The sequence below is a fragment of the Exiguobacterium sp. 8A genome, from assembly GCF_902506275.1.
GTDB lineage: Bacteria > Bacillota > Bacilli > Exiguobacteriales > Exiguobacteriaceae > Exiguobacterium > Exiguobacterium profundum.
Map to the genome: position 1 here is coordinate 1637568 of NZ_LR733630.1, position 24617 is coordinate 1662184.

Here is a 24617-nt window from a genome sequence, read left to right on the forward strand (position 1 = left end):
GGTTTTAGTAATGCAACGGTTAAGCAAGCGAGATACCCAATTCCAATCGCTAAAAGCACGATATACATGTCGTCACCCCTGTTCATTCCAGTGCATCCGATCAATCGAACGAATCATCACATTCATAGACGCCACTAAACCAATGAGTAAAGCAATTGCGAATAAATCAACCATATAATAACCTCTTTTTTCATTTTTTTACTTTATTTAACATTAAAAAATATACAAAAAACCACAGGAGCAAGAAACGGCTCCAGTGGCATATCACTGCATGAGTCGGATCCCCCTAATAACGCCTACGAGGTTAGCTGTCGGATTCGGGCTTGCCTAGGTTGGCCCTACCTCACTTGAGGATTCACCCCAGTCCAGATTGGACAGTGGGTCCCCCGCTTCCGTCTCCGGAACTCGGCGAAAAGATTTCAACAATACGTATGAAGTTGATGAGATGGATGTTACTCCGATTCAAAATGACTGTAAATAACTTTTCATAAAAAATTTTTTAACTTAAATTGTCAGATTTATCCGAATGATTTTTGTGAAATGAATATGATTATTTATAAGTTTTTTTATTCCTAGTTTCTTCATACTTAATTTGCAGTTCAGAAAATCACGCATCGAAGTCACTCCGTATATTTGTGGTCACTTCTGCGATATATGTAAGAATAATCACTTTCAAGTGAGTTTGACCTTGAAATTACTCTTTCGTGACATCAAAAAAAATCGTTTGAAAACACTTTACATCTTAGGATGGATGTCCAAATCGTCGTCATTCGACTTATTGTTGATGGAGAATATGAATTAGGTAGGAGACGATCACGGTATGGAGCAATGGATTCAACAAATCATTGAACAGTTTGGTTATTTCGGAGTCATGTTTCTTATTTTTGTTGAGAATGTGTTCCCCCCAATCCCATCCGAATTAATCTTAATTTTTGGCGGTTTTTTCACAACTACAACCACACTCAATCCTATTTGGATGATTGTTGTGGCAACAGTCGGAGCACTCCTCGGTGCCGTTGTCCTTTATGGGATTGGACTTTTACTGGACCGAGAACGTCTCGAGTCATTCATCACCCGTAACGGCAAAAGAATTTATCTGAAAATAGAAGATGTTCGAATGGCTGATCGCTGGTTTGATCGATTCGGTCCAAAATTAGTATTCTTCGGTCGGTTCGTTCCCGTCGTACGCAGTTTGATTTCGATTCCAGCCGGTATGTCGAATATGCCGTTCCTTCAATTTATCGTGTTGACGACATGCGGGACGCTCATTTGGAACACGGTACTCATTTTTATTGGTGTTGTAGTCGGCGAGAATTGGCAAGTTTGGTTAGGGTATATCGAAATGTATTCACATGTGATGTATATGTTTTTAGGATTCACAATAATCGCTGTTGTCGGTTGGACGGCTCGCATAGTGTTAAGAAGACGCTCTACACATTGACCACTCCTTTTCGAGTGGTTTTTGATTTTTACGCTTGACTTTGAGTTCTTATGAACTTAAATTAAATATATAGAAGTTCATATGACCTTAAAAGGAGGAATTGTTGTTGACCCTACTCATCGGGTTCTTACTCATCGTCATCTTCATGCTCGCACTTGACCTCGGGGTGTTCCACCGTAAAGCGCACGAAGTCTCGCTCCGCGAAGCATGGACATGGACGTTTGTCTGGATTGGGATTGCCATCGCATTCGGAGGATGGTTGTTCTTCACGCAAGGAAGTACAGCCGCAACGGAATATGCGAGCGTCTACTTTATCGAAAAGGCACTCGCGATTGATAATGTCTTCGTCTTCTCACTTGTTTTTGCCTATTTCGCCATCCCACTCAAGTATCAACATAAGGTACTATTCTGGGGGATTCTCGGAGCGATTTTCTTCCGCGCTGTCTTCATCGTCGCTGGCGTATCCCTTTTAGAAAACTTCGGTTGGGTCTACTACGTGTTCGGAGCGTTTCTCGTTTATACAGGATGGATGATGTATAAGAATATCGGGAAAGACGAGTCACTTGAAGAAAACAAGACGATTCGTTGGCTCGAGCGACGCCTCCCCATCACACAAGACATCTCATCCGGGAAGTTCACGAAGCGCATCAATGGGAAGTTGTTCTTCACGCCACTCTTCATCGCGCTCATCTTCATCGAATTGTCGGATATCGTCTTCGCAGTCGATTCGGTCGCCGCGAGTTTCGCGTATTCACGTGACCCGTATATCATCTTCTATGCGAACATCATGGCGATTCTCGGACTTCGTAGTCTCTACTTCGTCCTCGCCAACTTGATCGACCGCTTCTACTATTTGAAACACGGTCTCAGCTTCATGCTCGTCTTCATCGGGGCGAAGATGATTTTCGGTGATGTGTACAAGATGCCGATTTGGATGTCTCTTGGAACCATCGTTCTCGTCATCCTGATTAGCGTCCTCTATAGTTTCTACAAAACGAAACCTGGTTCGTCTAAACACGTATAATGAATCAATCAGTCCATTTCGTCGGTGTTCTTTCTTTGAAAATCGGTTAATCATTGAGGTGCACAACTACAGAAAAGGGGATTCAATATGTTTGATCGGATTGGCCTCATGAGTATCGGTCTCGTCTTCGGGATCATCCTTATGTTACTTTTCAATAATCTATTCGGATTGGTGTTCGGTATCGTCCTTGGTGTCAGCTTCATCGCCGCCAACCAAATCGAACGAAACAAACAAACAACATGGCATTAACCAAAAAGCACGCGCTCCCATTGTTTGAGAGCGCGTGCTTTTATGTCAAAACATTGTATACGGATTGATACTGTTAGCAGGAGATGAACTGCTATACACATAGCTGTTCCGATGCACTTCGAAGTGGAGATGATTCCCGAACGAGTTACCGGTATTCCCGACCGTTCCAATCGTTGCTCCTTTTGCTAACGTTTGTCCTGTAACGACATTGAGGCGATCAAGGTGTGCGTATACAGTAATATATGTTTGTCCATTCAACTGATGGCTCATCATGACGTGGTTACCGTAAGCCCCATAGTTCCGAGAAACGATGACTTTTCCATAAGCGGCTGACACGACCGGTGTTCCTCTTGGAGCAGCCAAGTCGATACCGTTATGGAACGTATAACCGTACTGCCCGCTCGCCGGACCATACTTTTGTGTCAACGTCCCTTTTGTCGGGATGATCATTTTCGCAGTCGATGTGGTTGAAAGCGTGGAGACACTGTACTTCTTCACATATGTACTGGATACGTAGCGGGATGTCCCGTTGAAATTGATTTTTGTCCATCCCCCGCTCACGCCGAGATATTTGAAGGATTGTCCCAACTTCGCACTGCCGACGATTGCATACGTCGTGCCCGGGCCCGAACGGACGTTTAAACTGTTAGTCGTGACTTTGACATAATACGTGGTAGCAGCTTCAGCCGGGGTACCTGTCGGAGTGAAGATTCCGACTGTGAGAAGAACGGCACAGAAGAGAGAGAGCATCTTTCGTTTCATGATGTGGTAAATCCTTTCAATTATGTATTTAAATTTTTATTTTTTATATTATCTAACTGAAAAAATTTTACCACCAAAACGAACCGACAAATATGTCATTTATATTTCAAATAAAGGAAAACAAATTATAACTTACTTTCTTTATTTTTCCTTTTCAACATACAAAAAATGCACAGCCGTTTTCGACTGTGCATGTCTGTTACTCACGATTTTCCTCGGCGTTCTCCTCTTCATCCTCTAAATCTTCAATCAATCGCTTCATTTCTTCAATTTCACGGCGCTGTGCCTTGATGATTTCTTCAGACAATTCTTTCACGCGTGGGTCTTCAATTTCAGCGCGTTCACTTGTCAAAATGGCAATCGAGTGGTGAGGGATCATCGCTTTCATCCAACTGACATCATCGACGGTCGTCTGGCTACGTACGAGCCAAAGCGAGGCACTGAAGACGAGAGCACTGACCCCTAGGATGATAAAGTTAACTGTTTTGTTCTTATACATCCCCCACATGAAGAGAAGCATGACGAACGCCATGACCGATCCCATGATGAGTGCCATGTACAACCTTGTCTGACTAAAGAAGATATGATTGAACTGAAACACGTTCAAATACATGAGCCAATACATAATGAAGGTCGAGACCGCAATCATGATTCCAAATTTACCGTACTGTTTCATCTTATTCATCCTTTCTTATTGTGCGTATAAAAACTCTTTTTCCTACTTGTTCTATACTCAAACCCGCCTATTTCTCCGTCTAATCGTACTCTTAACGCTTTTCACTTCTTTTTCACAAACATCGGGTACACTAGTGAAATTGAGTTCATGCAAGGAAGGAGAACGATGATGCAAGAGCGGACATTGCGTGACGTACTGGCAACACTTGATTCTGTTTTATCTTGGTCCTATCTCGATCACCCGGAAGAAATGACAATTCGCGGAATCGGAACGACACCAGAAAAAATAAATAAAATGTTTTTATATATATGCAAGCGCCCAATCAATGAACGTGGCGTCGATTTAGTGAGGGCCGCCATCCGAAATGGTGCAGTAGCCATCGTCACGGATCGACCGATTGACGCGAGAGTACCCGTCATTTACTGTCGAGACGTCGAACGCGCACGTGAACAACTACAGACTCTTTTCGCCATGGAAGGAAATCACGCAAAGCACACGGAACGATAATAATAAGAGGAAGGAGGAATGCAAGATGAAGATTCTCATCGTAGACGATGAAGAAAAAATGAGACATTTGATTCGTTTGTTTCTTGAAAGTGACGGCTACTTTTGCATCGAGGCGAGCGATGCCCGTTCCGCACTCGACAAAATCGAAGAGCGACCGGATCTCGTCCTTTTAGATATTATGATGCCAGAAGTAGATGGAATCTCACTTTGTCGTCAGTTAAAGACGATGGATCCGGCATTACCTGTCGTCTTGTTGACGGCACGTTCAGACAATGAGACGACCATCCAAGGATTAGATGCTGGAGCGGATGATTACGTCACCAAACCGTTCGATGGGAACGTGCTCCTCGCTCGTATTCGTGCCGTCTTGCGCCGGACCCGTGTCGTCAACATCCAATACGGACCACTACGTTACGATGAGGAGAGCGGACGCGTTTTGTATGAAGAACAAGAGATTGTCCTCACACCAAAAGCGACGGCCATCTTAAAATTATTCCTTCAGCACCCGAATCGCCTCTTCAACCGCCTAGATTTGTTTGACCTTGTCTGGCCCTATTCTGCAGAATCCGACCCACGCACCGTTGATGCGCATATTCGTATGATTCGAGAAAAGTTAGGCGATGCAGGATTCCCGATTGATGATTATTTAAAGACGGTATGGGGACGTGGCTATCGATGGACCGAGGAGCGTTCCGGATGAAGCGAGGTCGTAACAGTCTACCGTTTCGCATCAGCCTCGTCTTTCTTCTATCCACCCTATTGATTGAAGGTGTGTTGTTTCTTCTCCTCTATCACACGCTTCTCGGTGAACGTGTTGTAGAAGAAATCAATCGCCTTGAATCTCGGGCCGAGAGCCATGCGAGCGTATTAGCAATGAATTTTTCCGAAGAGACGATTGATCATGTAGCGACTATGGAAAGTGAGACCGATACGAAAGTCGCCATCACTGATCCCACGCATCATCTTCTTCAGACTTCACGCTTCTTTCCCCAAGTCCTTGCCGATACAGTCGATTCGAAAAAACAAACTGGCTCCTTCAACGACACGACTGTCCTAGAGAACGACTGGGAAAACGAACCGTATTTGATCGTTCGTACGCCAATCACAGATGATACCGACAGACGGTATGGATACGTCTATATGTTTTTACCGACTGAAATCATTCATGGAATTAGCCATCGGCTCCAGTGGCGATTCCTATATATCACAGCGATCGCGCTCGTGACGACCGTCTTGACGTTCATCCTCTTGAGTCGATTGATTTCAAAACCGATCCAATCATTAAAACAAGCAACGGAGAATGTATTGACAAACCCAGACGATTTACAGTTACCGACCAATCGTGTCGACGAAATCGGTGAATTAGCGCGTGCCATCGAATCGATGTCAGTGGAACTATCCAGACTACGGCGGGAACGTCGTCAGTTCTTATCCGACTTATCGCATGAAATCAAGACCCCTCTCACATACTTGAGGGGTTACGCCGAAATCGCTTCGAAAGAAAGTACGCCCGAATCGTTACGCAAGCAATCGATTCAGACAATCTTAGATGAAAGCCGGTCGCTCACAGAACTCGTTGAAAATGCGTTTCAACTGGCACAGCTCGATGAGAACACGTTCTTATTGCATCGAGAAGAAGTGACCGTCACAACGTTTTGTGCGGACTTACGTCGAATGCTCGATACAATGTTCCGGATGACGACGATTCGCTTCGATGCTTCGTCGAACGCGGGACAACAAGACATCGCTCTTACATTGGATCGGCACCGGATGCTCCAAGTCTTCCGCTCAATCGCCCATAATGCGATTGAGCATAGTGAGGCCTCACATGTCTCCCTGCGTTCAAATGTCACGGACACTCACCTGATCCTGACCATTACAGACAATGGGAAAGGCATTCCCGAAGAAGATTTACCGCACATTTTTGACCGCCTGTATCGTGTGGAAAAATCACGGTCTCGACAGACTGGCGGGAGCGGCCTCGGACTCGCCATCGCTGACCAAATCGTCAACCGTCACGGTGGAGAATTGACAGTCACGTCTGATATATCGGGCACTTCTTTCACCGTCACGATTCCACTCGACAAAAAGACGCCTATCCTGTAATGGAAAGGCGTCTTTTAATCAATTGAGCTCACCTTTGTCGAGGCGCATCTCCCATTCCCCGTCTGTAAACTCATATACGCTGTTATCCGATGTGACAAGCAACATGCGCTCCTTGTTGACTGCCAATTCGATTGGCACAACGTCCGCTTGAAGCTCTGGAAGATTGAACGTCTCTGTCGACTCATCGTCTAAGTTGAAACGAACCCCTTCGAAAGAACCATCTGTCTGTCGTACGTATGCCAACTGCCCCTCATCCGCTCCGACCGTGACAACTTGTTCTGCTTCAACAAGTGGCTCGAACGAATCTCCAGAGTCATTCGAAACGAGGATGTCGGACGGCCCGTACAAGAAGACGCGCTCCGCATCCGTCGCATCGGCGACGATTCCTGCCACTTGCGCTTCCTCTATCCCTTGTACCTGCATCGGTTCAAATGATTTCCCACCATCGATGGAACGATAAAATCCCGGCTCTAGCTCCGAGGTCGCTTCCTCCAAATAAACGTAGAGTGTACCTGTGGCATAACCGGCACTCATATAGTGGAAATCTGCCTCGCCTTCAAGCGACCGACTCTCGAGTACCGCCCCATGATTTTTTCCATGCATGACCCCAAGTGGATTTTTGAAATCTGTCCGACGATCGGGGTGACCGCTCGCATAAAATCCATCCTCGACGACTTCAAATCCCATGTAGTCATGGCGATTTGTCGGCAGCGTATACCAACCATCTTCTCGATATTCCATCAATCCGGCATGCGTCGCGATGACAAGACGTTCGTCGTCTTGCCAAAATCCAGCCCCGTGGATGTGGGAGACCGTTTCATCGGATCCCACACGTTGCCACTCGTCTTTTGTAGTTGTCGTCACATTCTCGGATTGACTCGTGTCCGACGGTGCGTCTTCTGTTCCACACGCTGACAGGAGCAGTGGAGTCAGGAATAGTGATAGCATTAACGTTCGTTTCATCTCGATCCCTCCATCATTAGCATCCCATCTAGCATACTGACTAAAGGTGAAAGAAATGTTAAATCTTCAAAAGTCGAGCGTTGATTGCGACAATAACTGTGCTTAAACTCATCAAGACGGCACCGATGGCTGGGGACAAGATGATTCCAATCGGAGCCAGCACGCCTGCAGCAAGCGGGATGGCGACGATGTTATACCCGGCTGCCCACCACAAGTTTTGAATCATCTTACGATACGTGTTCTGTGAAAGCTCCAAAATCGATAGGACATCTTTCGGATTACTGCGGACGAGGACGATATCTGCCGTTTCGACGGCAACGTCTGTCCCGCTCCCGATTGCGATGCCGACATCCGCTTGTGCTAAGGCAGGTGCATCATTGATTCCATCTCCGACCATCGCTACTTTGCTGCCATCTTTTTGGACGTCTTTCACTTGGTTCGCTTTGTCGTCCGGTAATACTTCGGCATACACGTCATCGATACCGAGCTGACCCGCGACCCAATGCGCGACCTTCTCGTTGTCACCCGTCAACATGATCGAGCGAATGCCTTTTTCATGAAGTGCCTCGACGGTCTCCTTCGCTTCTTCCCTCACCAGATCGGCCATCGCAATCATCCCGACCCATTCTCCGTCTTTCAAAACAAAGACGACGGTCTTTCCTTCTTCCGAGAGTCGTGCAAACGTCTCCTCATCAATTTGAATGTGTTGATCGCGGATATGTCGCGGACTGACGACTTGAACACGCGCACCGTCAACCGTTCCTTCCAATCCGACACCTGTCATCGAACCGAAGTCGTCGACAGCCGCCAGTTTCAATTCCCGTCTCTCGGCTTCTCTTAAAATCCCTTGCGCGAGAGGATGTTGCGACTCACGCTCAACTGCTCCTGCGAGTTGCAACACGTCTTCTTCCTTATAAGACGAGCTCGCCTGTATGTCTGTGACTCCGAAATTCCCTTCCGTCAGCGTACCGGTCTTATCGAAAATGACGGCATCGAGTCGACGCGCCTCTTCAAATTGAGTCCGATTGCGGATGAGAAGACCTTGTTTCGCCGATAATGCTGTCGAAACAGCGACAACAAGAGGTGTCGCCAGTCCAAGTGCATGGGGACATGAGATGACCATGACCGTTACCATCCGTTCAACCGCCGTCCCGACCGAATATCCGAGCATGAACCAAACCGTGAACGTGATGACTCCAGCGGCAATTGCGATATAGAACAAATATTTTGCCGCCCGATTCGCCAAATTTTGAGCCCGTGACTTCGATTTTTGTGCCTCACTCACCAATTCAATCACTTTTGACAAGTACGTTCTTTCTCCCGTACCAATCGTTTCAATCGTCAAGCTCCCTTCTTGGTTGATCGAACCCGCAATGACATCTTCACCTTCTGTTTTTTCGACCGGTACCGATTCGCCGGTCAACATCGACTCGTCGATGGTCGTTCGTCCTTTGATGATTTTCCCGTCCACGGGTACCTGCTCCCCCGGTTTGACGAGGATTCGGTCTCCTTCCTTTAGTTCAGAGATGGGAACGTCTTCCGTTTCTTCCCCATTGATGCGATGCGCCTCGTTCGGGAGCAGTTGTACGAGTTGTTCTAACGCATTTGATGCCCCCATGACCGAACGCATCTCAATCCAGTGACCGAGTAGCATGATCACAATCAGTGAAGCGAGTTCCCAAAAGAAGTCATGCCCACTTCCGTATCCAAAGACGACAGCTGCGCTATAAAAGTAAGCGACGCTAATCGCCAAGCCAATGAGCATCATCATGCCCGGGCTACGCTCTCGTAGCTCTTCCACACTTCCTTTTAAGAACGGCCATCCGCCGTATACATATACAATCGTCGCCAATACAAATAAGATTGTCTTTTCAAGCGGAAAATCGAGTTCAAACCGCAGCCATTCTTGAATCATGTCCGATAACAATAAAATCGGAATCATCAGTCCGAGCGATATGAAGAAACGTCGTTTGAAATCATCAATCATATGCTCGTGTCCGTGTCCGCCATGATGAGACTCGTGACTTCCCTTATGATATTCATGATGTTGATCGTGTGCATGTTCCATCATTCATCCTCTCCTTTACACGAATTGTATACCCCCATATGGTATATAATTAAACAGGTTTGGACTTTCATGTTTCTTTCACAATTAGGTGGTACAACAAAGTGAGGACTGAACAATGAAGGAGTGTTATAGAATGAAATCGAAAGGAATGTGGTTTCTGTTGACGGGGATTTTAATTGGGGGCATCTTCGTTTTACTAGTCGTCCTCTTCAACGGGACATGGAACCATAACAACAATATGGACCAAAATCATATGATGGGAAACGATTCGGCAACGGGTCAGATGGGACACGGAGCGAGGCAAGAGCTCCAAGCATCGGATGAACCGACACAGCCGCTTCCGATTCCGACCGCCTTACAGCCAGATCGTGTCACGGAAGACACGGTCTACTATACGGTGGAAGCAACTAAAGGCACGTCACAATTTTTCAAAGACGGCAAGAAATCGGAAACATTCGGTTATAATGGAGACTTACTCGGACCAATGATCGAGTTACCGAAAGGAAAAACAGTCGTAATCGATACCATCAATCGATTGGATGAACCGACAACGTTCCACTGGCACGGACTCGTCATTCCTGCCGACATGGACGGGGGACCTCATCAGACCGTCGCACCAGGTGAACGGGCACAAGTTCGACTCGACATCGACCAAGAACCTAGTACGCTGTGGTTTCACCCCCATCCGATGGGTTCGACAGCTGAACAAGTTTATAAAGGGCTTGCCGGTCTTCTTTATGTGACTAACGATACACCGAATGGTCTCCCGAATGAATATGGAGTCGACGACATCCCGCTCATTGTACAAGATCGACGCTTCACGCCTAACGGTGGGTTAGATTATGATGCCCATATGAACGTTGACGGAACGACCGGGGATACAATTCTTGCGAATGGAGCCATCAACACGACGTTCGACGTTCAAACCGAGACGTTACGTGTGCGACTAGTCAACGGTTCGAATGCGCGCGATTTTGATTTTACGTTATCTAACGAAGCCGAGATGACGCAGATTGCGACAGACGGAGGACCGTTAGAGCGCCCGATTCCCTTAAGAACCATCACGTTGACACCAGGTGAACGGGCCGAAGTGCTGATAGATTTTTCACAAGTTGAAGATGTCGCCGCCTTAAAAGCGGACGGAGTGACATTCACTACGTTTCGTGTCGGTGAACTCGACAAGGCGTCCATTAAGATTCCGGTGACCGAGACGATGGAGCGCTCGACAGATAAGACGGCAGATCGACGGCTCACCCTTTTTGGAATGGGTAACATGGTTTCAATCAACGGCAAGACCTATGATCCGGAGCGTATCGACATCGAAGCGAAACGCGGAGACACCGAGGTATGGGAAATTGAAAATAAACCAGATATGATGGGTGGGATGACACATCCCTTCCACATCCACGGCGTCCAGTTCCGAGTCATTAGTCGAGACGGCAACCCACCATCCGATCAGGAAAAAGGGTGGAAAGATACGGTAGCCGTCGCTCCAGATGAACGAGTAAAGATTGAAATCACCTTCACGAAAACCGGCACATTTATGTATCATTGCCACATCCTCGAGCATGAAGAAAATGGGATGATGGGACAAGTAAAAGTGACCGAATGACCGACACCTCTCTGTTCTATCAGCGGAGAGGTGTTTTGTATCCGTCCCGATTTCGATACGTTTCTGCTAGGACTATTGCCTGTATAGGGATTCCTTCTCGAATGTCGTATAATTATTGTGAATGCATGTACAAATGTTCGCGAGGAGGTAGGTCCATGCGCCGATTCCATAGGATTAGGCAGAAACGCTCCGCTCGTCAAAAACAGCAACGCCACACGTTCTCCATCGCTTCCATCGTGGAAGAAGTACAGGATGCGATGTGTTATATCGATTTCTCAAGATGTCGTCTGTATTCGAATGATTCTCTTCGGCAATGGTACCCTTCGATGACAACACAATCTTTTGACACATTGGAAACATTGACTCGTTATTTATATGCCACGTTGGAACAGCATGGGGCGGATTCCGCACAAGTCATGCACCTCATCCAGGAATTGCTCGAATGTGCGACTGAAACGGATCCAAGGATGACCTCACGTCGTCTGCGCTTTAATGACAAGACGCTACATTTGATTTTCAACTTCACGCGCACACCACGTGGCGTTTTCATCATGTGGCGCGACCAAACAGAGGCTGTCCGCTTTGAAGAACGTAAAGACAGTTTCCTTGCCGAACTGTCTCATGATTTCCGCACGCCATTGACTGCCATCCATGGCTATACGGAGCTACTCATGACACGCCATCAAGGTTCGGAAAAATCGTATCAGATGCTAAAACAAGTCAAACAAGAATCGGAACGGCTGGAGCGGCTCGTCGATAATTTCCTCGATTATCAAAAAGAACGCTACACGGCTGACCAACTGACCGTGACGACGTTCGCACTCCTTCCTCTTTTAGAGGATGTCATGTCGAGCTATCAGACGACCTCCACGCTTCATACAGTGACGTTTGAAACGAATGATGTCTTGATTCAAGCAGATGAAGAAAAGTTACGGCAATTGCTCCATAACCTCATTGGTAACGCTATCAAGTACTCTCCTGACGGCGGTACGGTCCATACGAGAGTATTTGAATGTGCTGGCACAATCATCTTATCTGTATCCGATACCGGCATCGGGATTCCGGAAGAAGCACTTCCATACGTATTTGATGAATATTACCGTGTCGAATCCGCTGCCCACCAATCGATCAAAGGAACCGGTCTCGGTCTACGAATCTGTAAACGAATCGCTGAAGCCCATGGTTGGGGAATTCATGCGGACTCGGTATACGGAGAAGGCACCACCTTTACGATCGAGCTCCACACCAGACAGAGTTGTTCATTGCAATCATCACCTAAACATTCGGTTTCGTTTGACTGATTTAATCGGTCGAACGTTTTTTTAATTTGTTTCGATTCAAGAATGAAGCGCATTCGTTTTGGGAATAAAGAAGTGTCGAAGAGAGGAGGAAATGAAGATGAAACAACGTGGCTACTTATCGATTCCCGTCGCGGTCGTATTCGCCGTCGTTTTCGGGCTCACCCTCGATAATTGGTGGCTCGGCATTGGAATTGGCATCGCTATGTTTTTTGCGTTTCGAGGAACAAAGAAGAAAGCGTGAAAAGATAATGAACATTTACACACCTTCAGATTGACAATTATTTGAAGACTGCTACCGTTAATGTATAGTCTATGAAAAAGGTCGTGAAGGAATGACGCTCACCGTCTTGTTGCTCAATGCTTGTGTCGCATTCACCGGATTTTATATCATCTCGAAGATTTATCATTCTTCGCTTTTTAATTCGTACCGTCTTCGTAGTTCTGTGATTGGAATACTCGCCGGTGCACTCGGTCTGTTTTTGATGTATAACGCCGTAGAAGCTAACGATATGGTCCGTGTGGATTTACGTCACTTACCGCTCGTGTTGCTTGCTTTTTATGGTGCTCGTTTTCCTTTATTCATTGCGACACTTGTCATCGCCAGTACACGATTCTTGTTCGGAATGACCGAGCAGGCCGTGATTGCGTTTATCGCGACGTTCATCGTCAGCATCGGGATGCTCTGGATTCATCGGCTGCTTCGGGAGCGACTCTTCTTACAGAGTATCTTTTTGAACGTATGGGCGCTCTTCATTATTTCGATTGCCGTCTATATCAATATGGGTTGGAGCACAGCCTATGTATCCCTCGTCTTGTCCATTTGGATGATTGGCATGCTCGTCGGTCTACTCTCGAGCATCCTCACCATCGACCTTGAACAAACGACCCGCCGTGCCATCGAGTACAAACAGTCGTCTGAACGAGACCATTTGACCGGTCTATACAATCGACGTGTGTGGGATCGATATACGGCTTCCATCGGGCAAGAGAATCGGACGTACAATGTACTCGCGCTCGATATCGATCATTTTAAACATGTGAACGATACATATGGTCACGGAAACGGTGATCTCGTCTTACAACAGTTCGCCAACATCTTAAAAGTCGAGACGCGTGCCCATGACACTGTCGCACGAATCGGTGGCGAAGAATTCGTCATCTTGATGTACGACTTGACGCCAGAGAAGGTAGACAAAGTGGCCAACCGGATACGAGAACGGATTGCTGCTGAACTATTCCACTTGAACGATTTTCCACCGATTCAAATCACGACGTCCGTCGGGGTCGCACACGGGACCTCGCTCCCCATCAAGCGGATGGTAGATCTCGCTGATTCGGCGCTCTATCAAGCGAAAAACGAAGGGCGCAATCAAGTTGTCATCTCAACCTATGACACACCAGAACCGATCATGACATGAACAAACCCCGCTCCTTCTCAGAAGCGGGGTTTAGTCTACTCATTTTGTAAACCGTTCAACCTCATCTGTCATGATGGCCGAAACCGTTATCGGGGGAAGGTCCTTCACGTCGTTGATCGTGTAGAGCCGTGTCTCGAGCGTCGTCTGTTGTATCTGATCCCATGCTTTCGAACCGATAAATGCAGGCTGGGCGTGAATCGCCTCGGCCCGAATCGTTTCAGCGAACGAGACGGTGTCCGACTCACCCGTGAGTGTCAACACCGCAAGCCGGGCGACTGGTGCCACATCTCGCATTCGGACGAGCGTTTCACGATTGAATGAGGAGAACACGACACGGTCACCGAGTTCAAACTCGTTGACAGCAAACCAAGCGAGACGTTCGATCCCTGGATACGCATATTGATCCGTCTTCAATTCGATGTTCAGGGTGACGTTGCTTCGTTCAATCAGTCCGAGCACCTCTTCTAACGTTGGGATGCGTTCATAGCCGTCAATCTTCAACTGGCGCAACTCCTGAAGCGTCATGTCTTTCACCCATCCCGTTCCATTTGTCGTCCGGTCGACGGTTTCGTCATGAATGACGACGAGACGCCCGTCCTTCGATAGCTGTACGTCCAGCTCGATCCCGTCCACATAGGGAAGAGCTGCCTCGAACGCGGACAATGTATTTTCCGGGTAATTGGCGCTATAGCCGCGATGTGCGTAAATCAACATGTCACTGCCCCAAGGTGGAAGTCGTCTCATCGGCCGCACGCTTCAATGCTTCTTCGACCGACACCCCTTGATACAAACTTTCCATCGCGTTGACGACACTTTGACGTGATTGCGGGAACGTCGAGATGAGCGCTCCTTGTGTCGCCGGCGATGGTTTCGTCTCACTGAGTTGGTCGACCGTCACTTTCAGTTGTGGATATTTCGCCCACATTTCTTTTACGATCGGTTCATTGTATGCTTCCGGATTGATGGCGAAGTAGCCTGTGTCAACATGCCACTGTGCTTGCGCTTCCGTTGAAGCGACATACTTCATGAACTCCCATGCGCCTTCTTTCGTCTCTTCGGCAATGCCATCACCCATCCAGAGCGATGCCCCGCCGATGACGACGCCTTGACGCTCCGCTTCATTCGGTACCGGTAAGTACGATGCGCCGATTTCAAAGTCCGCGTTGTCTGCTACCGTACGGATTCCTGCTGACGAATCAAGGTACATGGCAACTTTTCCAGATTGGAATGCCGCGCGCATGTCGTCCCAGTTTTGACCGACGTTTAGGAATGTCTTCTCATCGTACATCTCTTTGATGAGATTGAACGCGTTCTGTCCTTCTTCGCCATCAAACACGGCTTTCGTCGGGTCTCCGCTTCGTCCATTGTCATTGTCGACATACAGTCCACCTTGTGCGGCCAAGAGCTGTTCAAAGAACCAACCGTAGTTGAGCATCGTGAAGCCGGTCTGACCGTCCGTTGTCAACTTCTTCGCCGCCTCTTTCAACTCGTCATATGTGCGTGGTGCTTTCTCTGGATCGAGCCCTGCTTTTTCAAACGCCTCTTTGTTATAGATGAGGATCGGTGTCGAGGAGTTGAACGGCATCGAGTATTGCTTCCCATCGACCTGATAATAACTCAAGATGTTCTCTTCCCATACGCTCGTGTCAAAATCTTCTTTGTCGATGAACTCTTGAACTGGTGTGATTTTGTTCGAATCGATCATGTATTTCGTCCCGACCTCGAACGTCTGCATGATGGCTGGCGCGTCTTCCGAACCGGCGACCGCATTGAATTTCGTCAACGCTTCCTCATATGTTCCTTGGAAGACCGGTTTGACTTCATAGTCGTCTTGCGAAGCGTTGAATGCGTCGACTTGACTGTTTAAAGCCGTCTCCAAGTCCCCGCTCATCGCATGCCAAAAGACGACCTCTGTCTTTCCGTCTTCTGTCGTCGCCGCGACTGGTGCCGCTTCTTCACTGCCACATGCCCCGAGTAATAACACCGAACTTGCCAACCCTGCGAATAATCCTAACTTTTTCATTTGTCATATCCCCCTATTATTTGATAGCGCCTTGCGTCAATCCTTCTTGCAAGTGCTTTTGTCCTGCGAACAACAATACAAGTGTCGGAATGATAATCAAGATGACTGCTGCCATGACGACGCCCCAATCCGAGGCGACTTCGTTCGACTGCATCTGTTTGATGCCGATTTGGACCGTCCGCGCCTGTTCCGTGTTCGTGACGAGAAGTGGCCATAAGTACATATTCCAAGTCGTCAAAAAGCTGTACACCGACAATGTGACGAGCGGTGTCTTCGAGACCGGCAAGACGACGTTCCAAAAGAAACGGAAGCGACTAATCCCGGCAATTTGGGATGCCTCGTACATTTCATACGGAATCGTTTTGAACTGTTGCCGAAGTAAAAACGTCCCGAATGCGAGTGCGAAGAACGGCACAGACAGTCCCCAAACACTATTCAGCCAACCGAGCGACTGGATTGTCAAAAAGTTCGGGACCATCGTCGCTTCCCATGGCACCATCATCGTCGCCAGGAAGAGCATAAAGATGAGCCCTTTTCCTTTAAAGTCGATGAAGACGAACGCGAATGCTGCAAGACTCGATAATACTACCTGTCCGACCATCACGAGGAGCGCGACAATCAAACTGTTGAGCAGGTACGTCATCATCGGGATGCGTTCGAACGCGGCCACATAGTTTTCCAATGAAGGTTCACGTGGAAGGAGATGTCCTTGGAGCACTTCCTTCCCGTCCATCAGACTGATCGAAAACGCATAGGCGATTGGAAACAGCATGACGACGGCACTCAAGATGAGTAAGACATAGACGCCTATATTCCGTAATCTCATTGGTAATGCACCTTCCTTTCGACCAGTTTGAACTGTAGCCACGTCAACAGAAGGACGGCGATGAATAAGAGCACGGCCTGGGCACTGGCACTGCCGACGTTATAATTGATAAACGCATCTTTGTAGATGGCATAGACGATGACATTCGTCGCATTCGTCGGTCCACCTTTCGTCAATAAATCAATCTGTCCAAACGTCTGGAAGGCGTTGATCAGCGAGATGATCCCGACGAAGAAAAGTGTCGGTGACAACATCGGGATGGTGATGGCCCGAAGTTGCGTCCAATAACTCGTCCCGGCAATGTCCGCACTCTCATACAACGTCCGATCGATGTTCTGCAGACCGCCGAGTAGAATCAAGAACGTGAAGCCGATATTCATCCAAACGGTCGCAAGTGACACGGAAAGGAGCGCATATTGTGGATCGAGGAGCCACTGTACACCACTTGCCCCCACAGCCTCGAGGAACCGGTTGAAGATACCAATCGACGGATTGTACATGAACATCCAGATGACCGATGACGCCGCGACGCTCATCCCCATCGTCGCCGAGAACGCCGTCCGAAAAATACCGATCCCTTTCAGTTTCTCATTGGCGAGGAGTGCGAGACCGAGCGCAATCAAAATCGTGAGCGGGACCGTCAAAAGGACGAATCCGACTGTCGCCTGAATGCTTTGCCAAAATGCCGCACTCGCGAACAAATTGCTATAATGCCCGACTCCGACAAAGTCGAGTGGTGTCCCCTGTGTGTCGGTCCGGAAAAAGCTTAAATAAATCGTTCGCAACAGTGGATAGACGAGGAAGACACCAAACAAGATGATAGACGGAGACAAGTACAACAATCCGCTCGCTGCGTCAGATAGCCGCGTCCGGACTTTCTCTCTCGGTAAGGCGACCGTCATTGGAACACCTCCAACGCCTCAAACAGTTTCGGTTGTCGTGGCTCAATGCGCTGTCCGTTCGTATCAAATAGCGACATCTGTTTCGGATCCACATAACACGCCACTTTTTCGCCGACCGTGAGCGGCCATTGCCCCGGCCATTTTGCCAACCATTCATTCCCCCCGATGTCAAAAGCGAGAATTGTCTCGGTCCCGAGCACTTCAATATTCTTCAGTTCTGCGTAAAACGTCACATCTTCATCCGCCGGCTTGATTTGCTCAGGACGGACACCGAGTGTCGCCTGTGACATCTCCGTCAATGTGTTCGGATCAAACATTCGCCCGTCTGATGCCATCCAGCCTTTTTCTTGTCGTGTCACGTCGACTAGATTCATCGGAGGTGATCCGATGAAAGAAGCGACGAACGTATTCGCTGGTTTATTGTATAGGTCGAGCGGTTTCCCGACTTGTTGCACTTCCCCCTCATTGAGGAGCATGATGCGGTCTGCCATCGTCATCGCCTCGACTTGGTCGTGGGTGACATAAATCATCGTCAATCCGAGTTTGCGCTGTAACTGACGGATCTCTGAACGCATTTTTGCCCGTAGCTTCGCATCTAAGTTCGAGAGCGGCTCATCCATCAGGCAAATCGGTGCCTCGGTCACGATGGCCCGTGCTAAAGCAACACGCTGTCTCTGACCACCGGAGAGTTCGCGCGGTTTCCGTTTTAAGTAATCGGTGAGTCCGAGTGTCTCCGCCGCCTGTAGGCAGCGCTCCCGCTGTTCAAGCTTCGTCAGTCCTTTCGTATGTAGACCGAATGTGATATTCTTCTCTACCGTCATATGTGGGTAGAGCGCATAGTTTTGAAACACCATTGACAAGTGACGCTCACTCGGCTTCATCCCGTTTGCCGCCACCCCGTCGATGCGAAGCGTTCCGCTTGTGATGGATTCGAGCCCAGCAATCATCCGAAGCATCGTACTCTTCCCACAGCCGGACGGACCGACCAGTGCGAAGAACTCCCCTGCTTCAATCGTCACGTCGATGCCTCGAATGACTTCCGTCTCCCCGAATGATTTCGCCAATTGTTGAAGTTGTATCGATTTCATGCTAATTCCTCCTTCTGACTTTGCACGTGCCAAAGTCGTTCATCCCCGGTCGACACGGCGAATGCCCCATGATCGAGGGCGCGATGCACGTCAATCGGTTGACGAATCATGCCACCTGTCACAATCGGAAAGGAGACTTCCCGAGAAATCTTCTCGACGACGCTCGGAATCAGCCCCGGCATGAGTTCAATCGCATCCGGTTGTTGAGCCTCAGCGAGTTTGAGTCCGCTCGTGACGGCATCCGAGTCGACGAGAAAGAGTCGTTGTACCGTCAACAGTCCCGCTCGCTTTGCATGCTGGAGAACTGACGCTTTCGTCGTGACAATCCCGTCGGCACCGACACGTTTGGCGAGGTAATCGATCCCGTCCCGATCGAGACTGATTCCATTGATTCGCTCGGCGTGGAGGAAGACCGTTCGATTTTCTCGTTTTAAGTGCGCCACATAACGATCGAGCGTGCTGAGCGTTCCCATCATGAGAAACGTCGTCGTCACATCCGTCCGTAAAAACGCCTCGATTTGTTTTGGACTTTTGATGGAGGCAATCATCCGTTCTTGTCCGATTCGTGCAATCGCTTCATTCACTTGAATCATCCTCTCTTCAAAAAAGGACCAACAGAAACGACACGTCATCGACGTACGGGCTTCTGTTGGTCTCTCAAAGGTTCTACCGGTAACTATTCACTTGGAGTGAGGGGGTCTCACAGCTCCTATCGTAACGAACGATTGTAAAGACACGATAAAGAAATCGCAAAGTTTCATGAAGAGAACGTAAAAAAAAACGATTCACGGGGAATCGGTCAACGTCTGTTCGGCTTTCGCTAAGATATCGGATTTCACATCATCATCCCGTCCTTGCCAATTGCGGACCATCATCTTCATCCGCTGGTTTTTCGAGAATCGTTCCTCGTGACGATCGATGAACCGCCAATAGAGGGCGTTGAACGGACAGGCGTCGTCTTCTGTCGTATGTTTCGGGTTGTATGCGCAATCCCGACAGTAGTCACTCATCCGGTCGATATATTTTCCGGAAGCGACATACGGTTTTGTGGCGAGCTTTCCACCGTCCGCATGAAGGGCCATCCCAAGAACGTTCGGTAAGACGACCCAGTCATAGGCATCGATGTACATCTCGTTGAACCAGTCGCTCGTCTGTTGCGGTGAAATCTCGAACAATGTCGCATAGTTTCCGAGCACCATCAGTCGCTGGATATGATGATTGTGAGCATGAGTGACGACCGGCTTCAAACTTTGATGCAGACAGTTCAAATCCGTCTTCGCATCCCAGAAGAAGGACGGTAAGTCGCGTTCATGCTTGAACGTGTTCACGTCTTCATAACCGGGCATGACAGCGAGATAGACGGCGCGCATATATTCCCGCCAACCGAGGATTTGCCGGACGAATCCTTCAATCGACGATAGCGGTGCATCCGCTTGACATGCCGCCTCAACGACTTCTCTTGGTGTCAGTAAACCGATATTGATGGCAGCTGACAACAGGCTGTGCGACATCTCGGGTTCATCCGTCATCATCGCATCTTGATACGGGCCGAACGTCTCAAGACGCTCTTCTACGAACCGTTTTAGCGCACGTCTCGCCTCATGATGTGTGACCGGCCAATGGAACGGGGTCACCTCTCCTGGATGCTCCGAGAACGTTGACTCGACTTTTTCAATGACGTCTTTCGTGATCGAATCTGGACGGAAATGGATGGCAGATGGAAACGATAGTCCTTCTTTCGGTGGTTTTCGGTTATCCGTATCAAATGACCATTTTCCACCGCGAGGCTTCCCGTCTTCGAGTAATACGTCGAATCGCTTACGCATGTAACGATAAAAACGATCCATCCGCCACGGTTCATTCCCGAGCGTCTCGGTCGCTTCCTTTTTTGATAAGTAGAAGAGCGGGACATCCGTATGTTCGACAAGGTGATGTTTCTTACCGAACTGCTTCAGTTTTTTCGCCATCGGTTCGTCCGTGACGGCGGTGATATGAATTTCGTCCGGATTGTACTGTTTCACATGGTTGTCCCACGCCTCTTGGAACGAATCCGCTTCGTGGTAATCTACGGTATATCCTTTATCACGCAATTCTTCCGCAAAGTGGCGCATCGCGGAGAAAATCAGGATGAGCTTTTGTTTATGGTACGGACGCCACGATGCGCGTGATGTCGCCTCAATCATGACGATGACGTCATCTTCTTTCATATCCTTCAACATCGCAAGTTCGTGCGAGAGTTGGTTGCCGAGTATCCAAAATGAACGCATGTTGTTGACTCCTTTGTCTCATCGATGTGCTACAATCGAGCTACTTTCGAAGTGAGGTGATGATGTGTTACCACAAGTGCTACTGAAATGGATTGACAGTCAATACGAGAATCCAAGGGGTCCCGTCGGAAAGTATATCGGGGAAAAGATGGTACGCCAACACCGGGTCGAAGTCGAATGGACGATTGAACAGTTAGACATTCAACCTGGTACAACCGTTCTAGAGCTCGGGTGCGGGGCCGGCGATGCGATGGCGACCATCCTTCAACGACATCCTGACGTACATGTCATGGGTCTCGACCGTTCGAAGACGATTCTCGATTCAGCACGACAGCGTAATCATGCTTCGATGCAAACAAAACGGGCAAAGTTGATTCAAGGAGATTTGCATCAATTTGAGATGATGGACGCATCCGTCAATCACGTGTTCAGCGTTCACACACTATATTTCTGGAGAGATGTCACGACCGTTCTGTCTGAAATCGAACGCGTCTTGAAACCGAATGGCACATTTGTCATCACCTACTGTGACGGGAAAGGTGATGTCGAATGGAACGACATCTCCGATATGATTCGGAATCAATTTATCCCCGCAGCGGTGAGTCTCGGATTCAAGGACGTATCGGTACAACGTGGACCGGACTCCCGTGATTATCATACGGTCGCCGTTACGGGATGCAAACCGAACTCTTAATCACTACCCGTTTTTCATTCGATCCTTTCACGCCAATCGGTTCGTTGGTGCTGAATGCGAAAACAGAAGGCTAAACCAATCGTAATCCATCGGTTTAGCCTTCTGACGTTATTTATAAAACTTGTACGTGTTCTTCCCGCTCGATTTAGATTGATACAGTGCAATGTCTGCCTCTTTCAATAATCGACCGAGGTCCGCCTGTTCGTCGGAATCATATTGAGCGATGCCGATGCTCGCTGATAACGGGAGATGGTCGTCCCATTCTTTCAATACAGACAAGATTTGTTCAGCATACCCAATGACAGTCTCTTTTGATAACGCATGTGCGATTTTTATAAGGAATTCATCCCCACCTAAACGATACACTCTCGAATCAGGTATCGGCTCCATCAAACGTCTCAGACGAAGCGCCACTTCTTTCAAGACGAGGTCCCCTTCATCATGACCGAATGTGTCATTCACCCATTTGAACCCATCTAAATCAATCAAGAACAGTGCCCCACCTTGATTCGGATTCGTCTCAAAATAGTTATTCAAGTAATGTCGGTTATAAAGATCCGTCAATTCATCCCGTGAGGCACGACGTTCGAGTTCTAAATAGTAACTGAACATACGAACCACGCGCTTCAACAAGCGGACACTTTTTGAATCGTACTGGGCGCTTTTATGATTGGCGACACAGAGCGTACCGAAAATATCCCCGTTCTTCGTCAGAATCGGGATTCCCAAATACGACTTGATGTTCACTTCGCGCAGTAATGACTGAAGTCGCGTCGATTCAATCTGCGATTCGATGTCTTCATACATCAAAACTTCTCGTTGATTGAAATCGATTCGATTACATACCGTATCCTTCAAATCAAAGGACATGCCTTCTTCAAGTAGGATAGGAGAATCTTGTGAGGACAGTTTGAGTATATGTTGGGTGTCATTCTCAATTGACGTGAGATAGACTAGTTTATCTGGTACTATTTCTTTTGCTAACTCAATCAAGTCAATCGCTAGCTCATCGAAATTCCGATACATTTGAAACTCATATGAGTGCATATGGCACCTCCACGCTAAAAATCATCCACACTCATTATATCGAACAGTTTGGTCTTTCCCTGTACCGATATATAAAAAATACCTCACGACGTCCATCGCGTCGTGAGGTATTGAATAGCGTCCTGATTGATTCATTCTTACAGCGGACTCTTCACACTCGAAGTGAGCGCTGCATCGAATCGTGCCGTGATTTGATGCGGACGGGTGATGGCTCCCCCTACAACGACCGCGTGCGTTCCTAAATCCATACAACGCTTTGCCATCTCAGGTGTCAAAATATTCCCCTCGGCCACGACCGGCTGTGTCACGTGGTCTAACACATCTTTTAAAAACTTGAAATCATCATGGTAGAGAAGAGATCCTTTCGTTTCGTCTGTATATCCGTGCAAAGTTGTCGAGATATAGTCGAAACCAAGGCGATCCGCCTCAATGCAGTCCTCGAGGGTCGCGCAATCAGCCATCAACAATTGATTCGGATAAATCGAGCGGATAGCGTGAACCAGTTCTTGGAGTGACAGGTTTCCCGGACGAGGACGCTTTGTCGCGTCGAGCGCGATGGCGTCCACACCGACTTCCATCAATTCCTCGATCTCTTTCATGGTCGCTGTGATGAACACGTCACTATCTTCATAGTCACGTTTGACGATACCAATAATCGGAACAGTCACGTGTTTTTTTATCTCTTGAATATCCCTCGCTGAATTGGCTCGAATTCCTTTGGCGCCACCTTGAACGGCCGCAATAGCCATCCGTCCCATAATGAATTCACTATGGAGCGGTTCACCTTCTAAAGCCTGGCACGAAACAATCAATCCAGTCGGTAACGTTATCATAATAGTTATTCACTTCTTTCTTTTAAACGATCAAGCGCTTTAAGTGTTTGTAGATAATGCGCTTTTAATGCTTCATTCGTCTCCATCAATGTCTTCGTCACCGCGTCGGCTGTGAAGAGAAGTGGGAGTTGTGTATTAATCAAGAATGCCTCACCGGAGGCACCGGCAGTCAACAACCGATAGTCGACAAGTTCAGCAAGTGGTGAATGTTGATAACCGACGAATGCAACTGTCGTACACCCCGACTCTTTCGCGAGTTGCATCGCCTGGACGACTTCTCGACTTTCTCCACTATTCGAAAAGGCAATGACTACGTCTTCTGACGTGACAATCGATGCGTCCATGACCATGCTGTGACTGTCGAAAGCGGTAGTCGCCAACAATCCCATCCGTCTCAATCTGTATTCCATTTCCTGTGCCACTAGTCCGGCGTTGCCTAATCCGTATAAGTGAACGGATCGGCTCGATGTAATCTCTTTACAAATCGCAAGTAGTTCATCCTGATCAATTAAATGAGCGGTCGTCTGAATCAATTCAATGTATGACCGTTGCATCGGTTCGAGCGAAGTCGTTTGGGGCAAATTCGTTTCCGTCAACGTCTTTTGCATCATGAGCTTCAGTGAACTATAACTTCCAACTCCGATTTTTTTGCAAAACCGCGTGATTGTCCCTGGTGAAGTCGCAATCGCATTTGCCAAATCAGTAATGTTCATTTCGATTGCCTCATTCATGTTCGCCATCAGATAATCCGCAATCTTTTTTTCACTGCCCGTCATTTCTGAATACACGTGTTTTATTTGCTCCCACACG

At 48.0% G+C, this 24617-nt stretch carries 25 protein-coding genes and 1 riboswitch; of the genes, 11 read left to right on the forward strand and 14 right to left on the reverse strand.

The features are described 5' to 3' along the window. Positions 1-278: 278 nt before the first annotated feature. A riboswitch (cyclic di-AMP (ydaO/yuaA leader) is annotated at positions 279-421 on the reverse strand. Positions 422-820: 399 nt separating this feature from the next. The 3 genes from GVY42_RS08380 to GVY42_RS08390 all read left to right on the forward strand — a co-directional run bounded on the left by GVY42_RS08380 (position 821) and on the right by GVY42_RS08390 (position 2714). After that, positions 821-1441 carry a DedA family protein gene (locus GVY42_RS08380; RefSeq protein WP_159562942.1) on the forward strand — a complete coding sequence of 207 codons (621 nt, stop codon included), beginning with the start codon at positions 821-823 and terminating at the stop codon, positions 1439-1441. A 106-nt stretch (positions 1442-1547) separates the two neighbouring features. Beyond that, a complete protein-coding gene (locus GVY42_RS08385; RefSeq protein WP_159562943.1) occupies positions 1548-2465 on the forward strand; it encodes a TerC family protein in 918 nt (305 codons plus the stop codon). Between the two features lie 87 nt (positions 2466-2552). Continuing rightward, positions 2553-2714, forward strand: a complete 162-nt coding sequence (locus tag GVY42_RS08390; RefSeq protein ID WP_159562944.1) for a hypothetical protein — start codon at positions 2553-2555, stop codon at positions 2712-2714. A gap of 45 nt (positions 2715-2759) precedes the next feature. On the opposite strand, the gene GVY42_RS08395 is transcribed toward GVY42_RS08390, so the two are convergent. Together GVY42_RS08395 and GVY42_RS08400 are read right to left on the reverse strand one after the other, a co-directional pair. Beyond that, positions 2760-3476 (reverse strand): peptidoglycan DD-metalloendopeptidase family protein, encoded by a 717-nt coding sequence (locus tag GVY42_RS08395; RefSeq protein ID WP_159562945.1) that lies wholly within the window; start codon positions 3474-3476, stop codon positions 2760-2762. Between the two features lie 199 nt (positions 3477-3675). Further along, positions 3676-4152, reverse strand: a complete 477-nt coding sequence (locus GVY42_RS08400) for a DUF305 domain-containing protein (protein ID WP_074035791.1) — start codon at positions 4150-4152, stop codon at positions 3676-3678. A gap of 168 nt (positions 4153-4320) precedes the next feature. Here GVY42_RS08400 and GVY42_RS08405 point away from each other — a divergent pair, with 168 nt between their 5' ends. From GVY42_RS08405 to GVY42_RS08415, 3 genes are read left to right on the forward strand one after another with little or no spacing between them, the layout of a single operon-like run. Beyond that, a complete protein-coding gene (locus GVY42_RS08405; protein WP_012727304.1) occupies positions 4321-4659 on the forward strand; it encodes a UDP-N-acetylmuramoylalanyl-D-glutamate--2, 6-diaminopimelate ligase in 339 nt (112 codons plus the stop codon). Positions 4660-4684: 25 nt separating this feature from the next. Further along, positions 4685-5359 (forward strand): response regulator transcription factor, encoded by a 675-nt coding sequence (locus tag GVY42_RS08410; RefSeq protein ID WP_012727305.1) that lies wholly within the window; start codon positions 4685-4687, stop codon positions 5357-5359. Next, positions 5356-6765 carry a HAMP domain-containing sensor histidine kinase gene (locus tag GVY42_RS08415; RefSeq protein ID WP_159562946.1) on the forward strand — a complete coding sequence of 470 codons (1410 nt, stop codon included), beginning with the start codon at positions 5356-5358 and terminating at the stop codon, positions 6763-6765. Before GVY42_RS08410 ends, GVY42_RS08415 begins: the two co-directional genes overlap by 4 nt. Positions 6766-6783: 18 nt before the next feature. Here the strand turns inward: GVY42_RS08415 and GVY42_RS08420 are convergent, their stop codons facing one another. Further along, the gene (locus tag GVY42_RS08420) at positions 6784-7728 is read right to left on the reverse strand and encodes a F510_1955 family glycosylhydrolase (protein ID WP_159562947.1); all 945 of its coding nucleotides are present in this window, start codon (positions 7726-7728) and stop codon (positions 6784-6786) included. 58 nt (positions 7729-7786) lie between these two features. Next, on the reverse strand, positions 7787-9799 hold the full coding sequence (locus GVY42_RS08425) for a heavy metal translocating P-type ATPase (protein ID WP_159562948.1): 2013 nt from the start codon (positions 9797-9799) through the stop codon (positions 7787-7789). 130 nt (positions 9800-9929) lie between these two features. On the opposite strand from GVY42_RS08425, the gene GVY42_RS08430 reads away from it, so the two are divergent. The 4 genes from GVY42_RS08430 (at position 9930) to GVY42_RS08440 (ending at position 14127) form a co-directional block, all read left to right on the forward strand. Beyond that, on the forward strand, positions 9930-11408 hold the full coding sequence (locus tag GVY42_RS08430) for a multicopper oxidase family protein (protein ID WP_236548950.1): 1479 nt from the start codon (positions 9930-9932) through the stop codon (positions 11406-11408). A 155-nt stretch (positions 11409-11563) separates the two neighbouring features. Beyond that, positions 11564-12709, forward strand: a complete 1146-nt coding sequence (locus GVY42_RS08435; RefSeq protein ID WP_159562950.1) for a cell wall metabolism sensor histidine kinase WalK — start codon at positions 11564-11566, stop codon at positions 12707-12709. A gap of 97 nt (positions 12710-12806) precedes the next feature. Then, positions 12807-12950, forward strand: a complete 144-nt coding sequence (locus GVY42_RS16480; RefSeq protein ID WP_026825140.1) for a hypothetical protein — start codon at positions 12807-12809, stop codon at positions 12948-12950. A 91-nt stretch (positions 12951-13041) separates the two neighbouring features. Continuing rightward, positions 13042-14127 (forward strand): diguanylate cyclase, encoded by a 1086-nt coding sequence (locus GVY42_RS08440; RefSeq protein WP_159562951.1) that lies wholly within the window; start codon positions 13042-13044, stop codon positions 14125-14127. 39 nt (positions 14128-14166) lie between these two features. Here GVY42_RS08440 and GVY42_RS08445 read toward each other — a convergent pair whose 3' ends face one another. From GVY42_RS08445 to GVY42_RS08475, 7 genes are all read right to left on the reverse strand, one after another. Continuing rightward, the gene (locus GVY42_RS08445) at positions 14167-14841 is read right to left on the reverse strand and encodes a glycerophosphodiester phosphodiesterase (RefSeq protein WP_074035776.1); all 675 of its coding nucleotides are present in this window, start codon (positions 14839-14841) and stop codon (positions 14167-14169) included. A 1-nt stretch (position 14842) separates the two neighbouring features. Continuing rightward, positions 14843-16150 (reverse strand): ABC transporter substrate-binding protein, encoded by a 1308-nt coding sequence (locus GVY42_RS08450; RefSeq protein ID WP_074035774.1) that lies wholly within the window; start codon positions 16148-16150, stop codon positions 14843-14845. A gap of 16 nt (positions 16151-16166) precedes the next feature. Next, the gene (locus tag GVY42_RS08455) at positions 16167-16976 is read right to left on the reverse strand and encodes a carbohydrate ABC transporter permease (protein WP_047794841.1); all 810 of its coding nucleotides are present in this window, start codon (positions 16974-16976) and stop codon (positions 16167-16169) included. Then, on the reverse strand, positions 16973-17878 hold the full coding sequence (locus tag GVY42_RS08460; RefSeq protein WP_159562952.1) for a carbohydrate ABC transporter permease: 906 nt from the start codon (positions 17876-17878) through the stop codon (positions 16973-16975). Before GVY42_RS08460 ends, GVY42_RS08455 begins: the two co-directional genes overlap by 4 nt. Continuing rightward, entirely contained in the window at positions 17875-18966 is a 1092-nt protein-coding gene (locus GVY42_RS08465; RefSeq protein ID WP_159562953.1) for an ABC transporter ATP-binding protein, read from the reverse strand. Before GVY42_RS08465 ends, GVY42_RS08460 begins: the two co-directional genes overlap by 4 nt. After that, the gene (locus GVY42_RS08470) at positions 18963-19550 is read right to left on the reverse strand and encodes a glycerol-3-phosphate responsive antiterminator (RefSeq protein WP_373562211.1); all 588 of its coding nucleotides are present in this window, start codon (positions 19548-19550) and stop codon (positions 18963-18965) included. The genes GVY42_RS08465 and GVY42_RS08470 overlap by 4 nt, the downstream gene beginning before the upstream one ends. A 201-nt stretch (positions 19551-19751) precedes the next feature. Next, complete coding sequence (locus GVY42_RS08475; protein ID WP_159562955.1) at positions 19752-21233, reverse strand: cryptochrome/photolyase family protein; 1482 nt, start codon at positions 21231-21233, stop codon at positions 19752-19754. Positions 21234-21297: 64 nt separating this feature from the next. On the opposite strand from GVY42_RS08475, the gene GVY42_RS08480 reads away from it, so the two are divergent. Next, positions 21298-21927: a class I SAM-dependent methyltransferase gene (locus tag GVY42_RS08480; RefSeq protein WP_159562956.1), complete on the forward strand. Its 630-nt coding sequence runs from the start codon at positions 21298-21300 to the stop codon at positions 21925-21927. Between the two features lie 108 nt (positions 21928-22035). Here the strand turns inward: GVY42_RS08480 and GVY42_RS08485 are convergent, their stop codons facing one another. The 3 genes from GVY42_RS08485 to GVY42_RS08495 all read right to left on the reverse strand — a co-directional run bounded on the left by GVY42_RS08485 (position 22036) and on the right by GVY42_RS08495 (position 24616). Next, on the reverse strand, positions 22036-22974 hold the full coding sequence (locus tag GVY42_RS08485) for a sensor domain-containing diguanylate cyclase (RefSeq protein ID WP_159562957.1): 939 nt from the start codon (positions 22972-22974) through the stop codon (positions 22036-22038). A gap of 137 nt (positions 22975-23111) precedes the next feature. Further along, on the reverse strand, positions 23112-23807 hold the full coding sequence (locus GVY42_RS08490) for an N-acetylmannosamine-6-phosphate 2-epimerase (protein WP_012727331.1): 696 nt from the start codon (positions 23805-23807) through the stop codon (positions 23112-23114). A 5-nt stretch (positions 23808-23812) separates the two neighbouring features. Further along, entirely contained in the window at positions 23813-24616 is an 804-nt protein-coding gene (locus GVY42_RS08495; RefSeq protein ID WP_012727332.1) for a MurR/RpiR family transcriptional regulator, read from the reverse strand. Between the last annotated feature and the right edge of the window lies 1 nt (position 24617).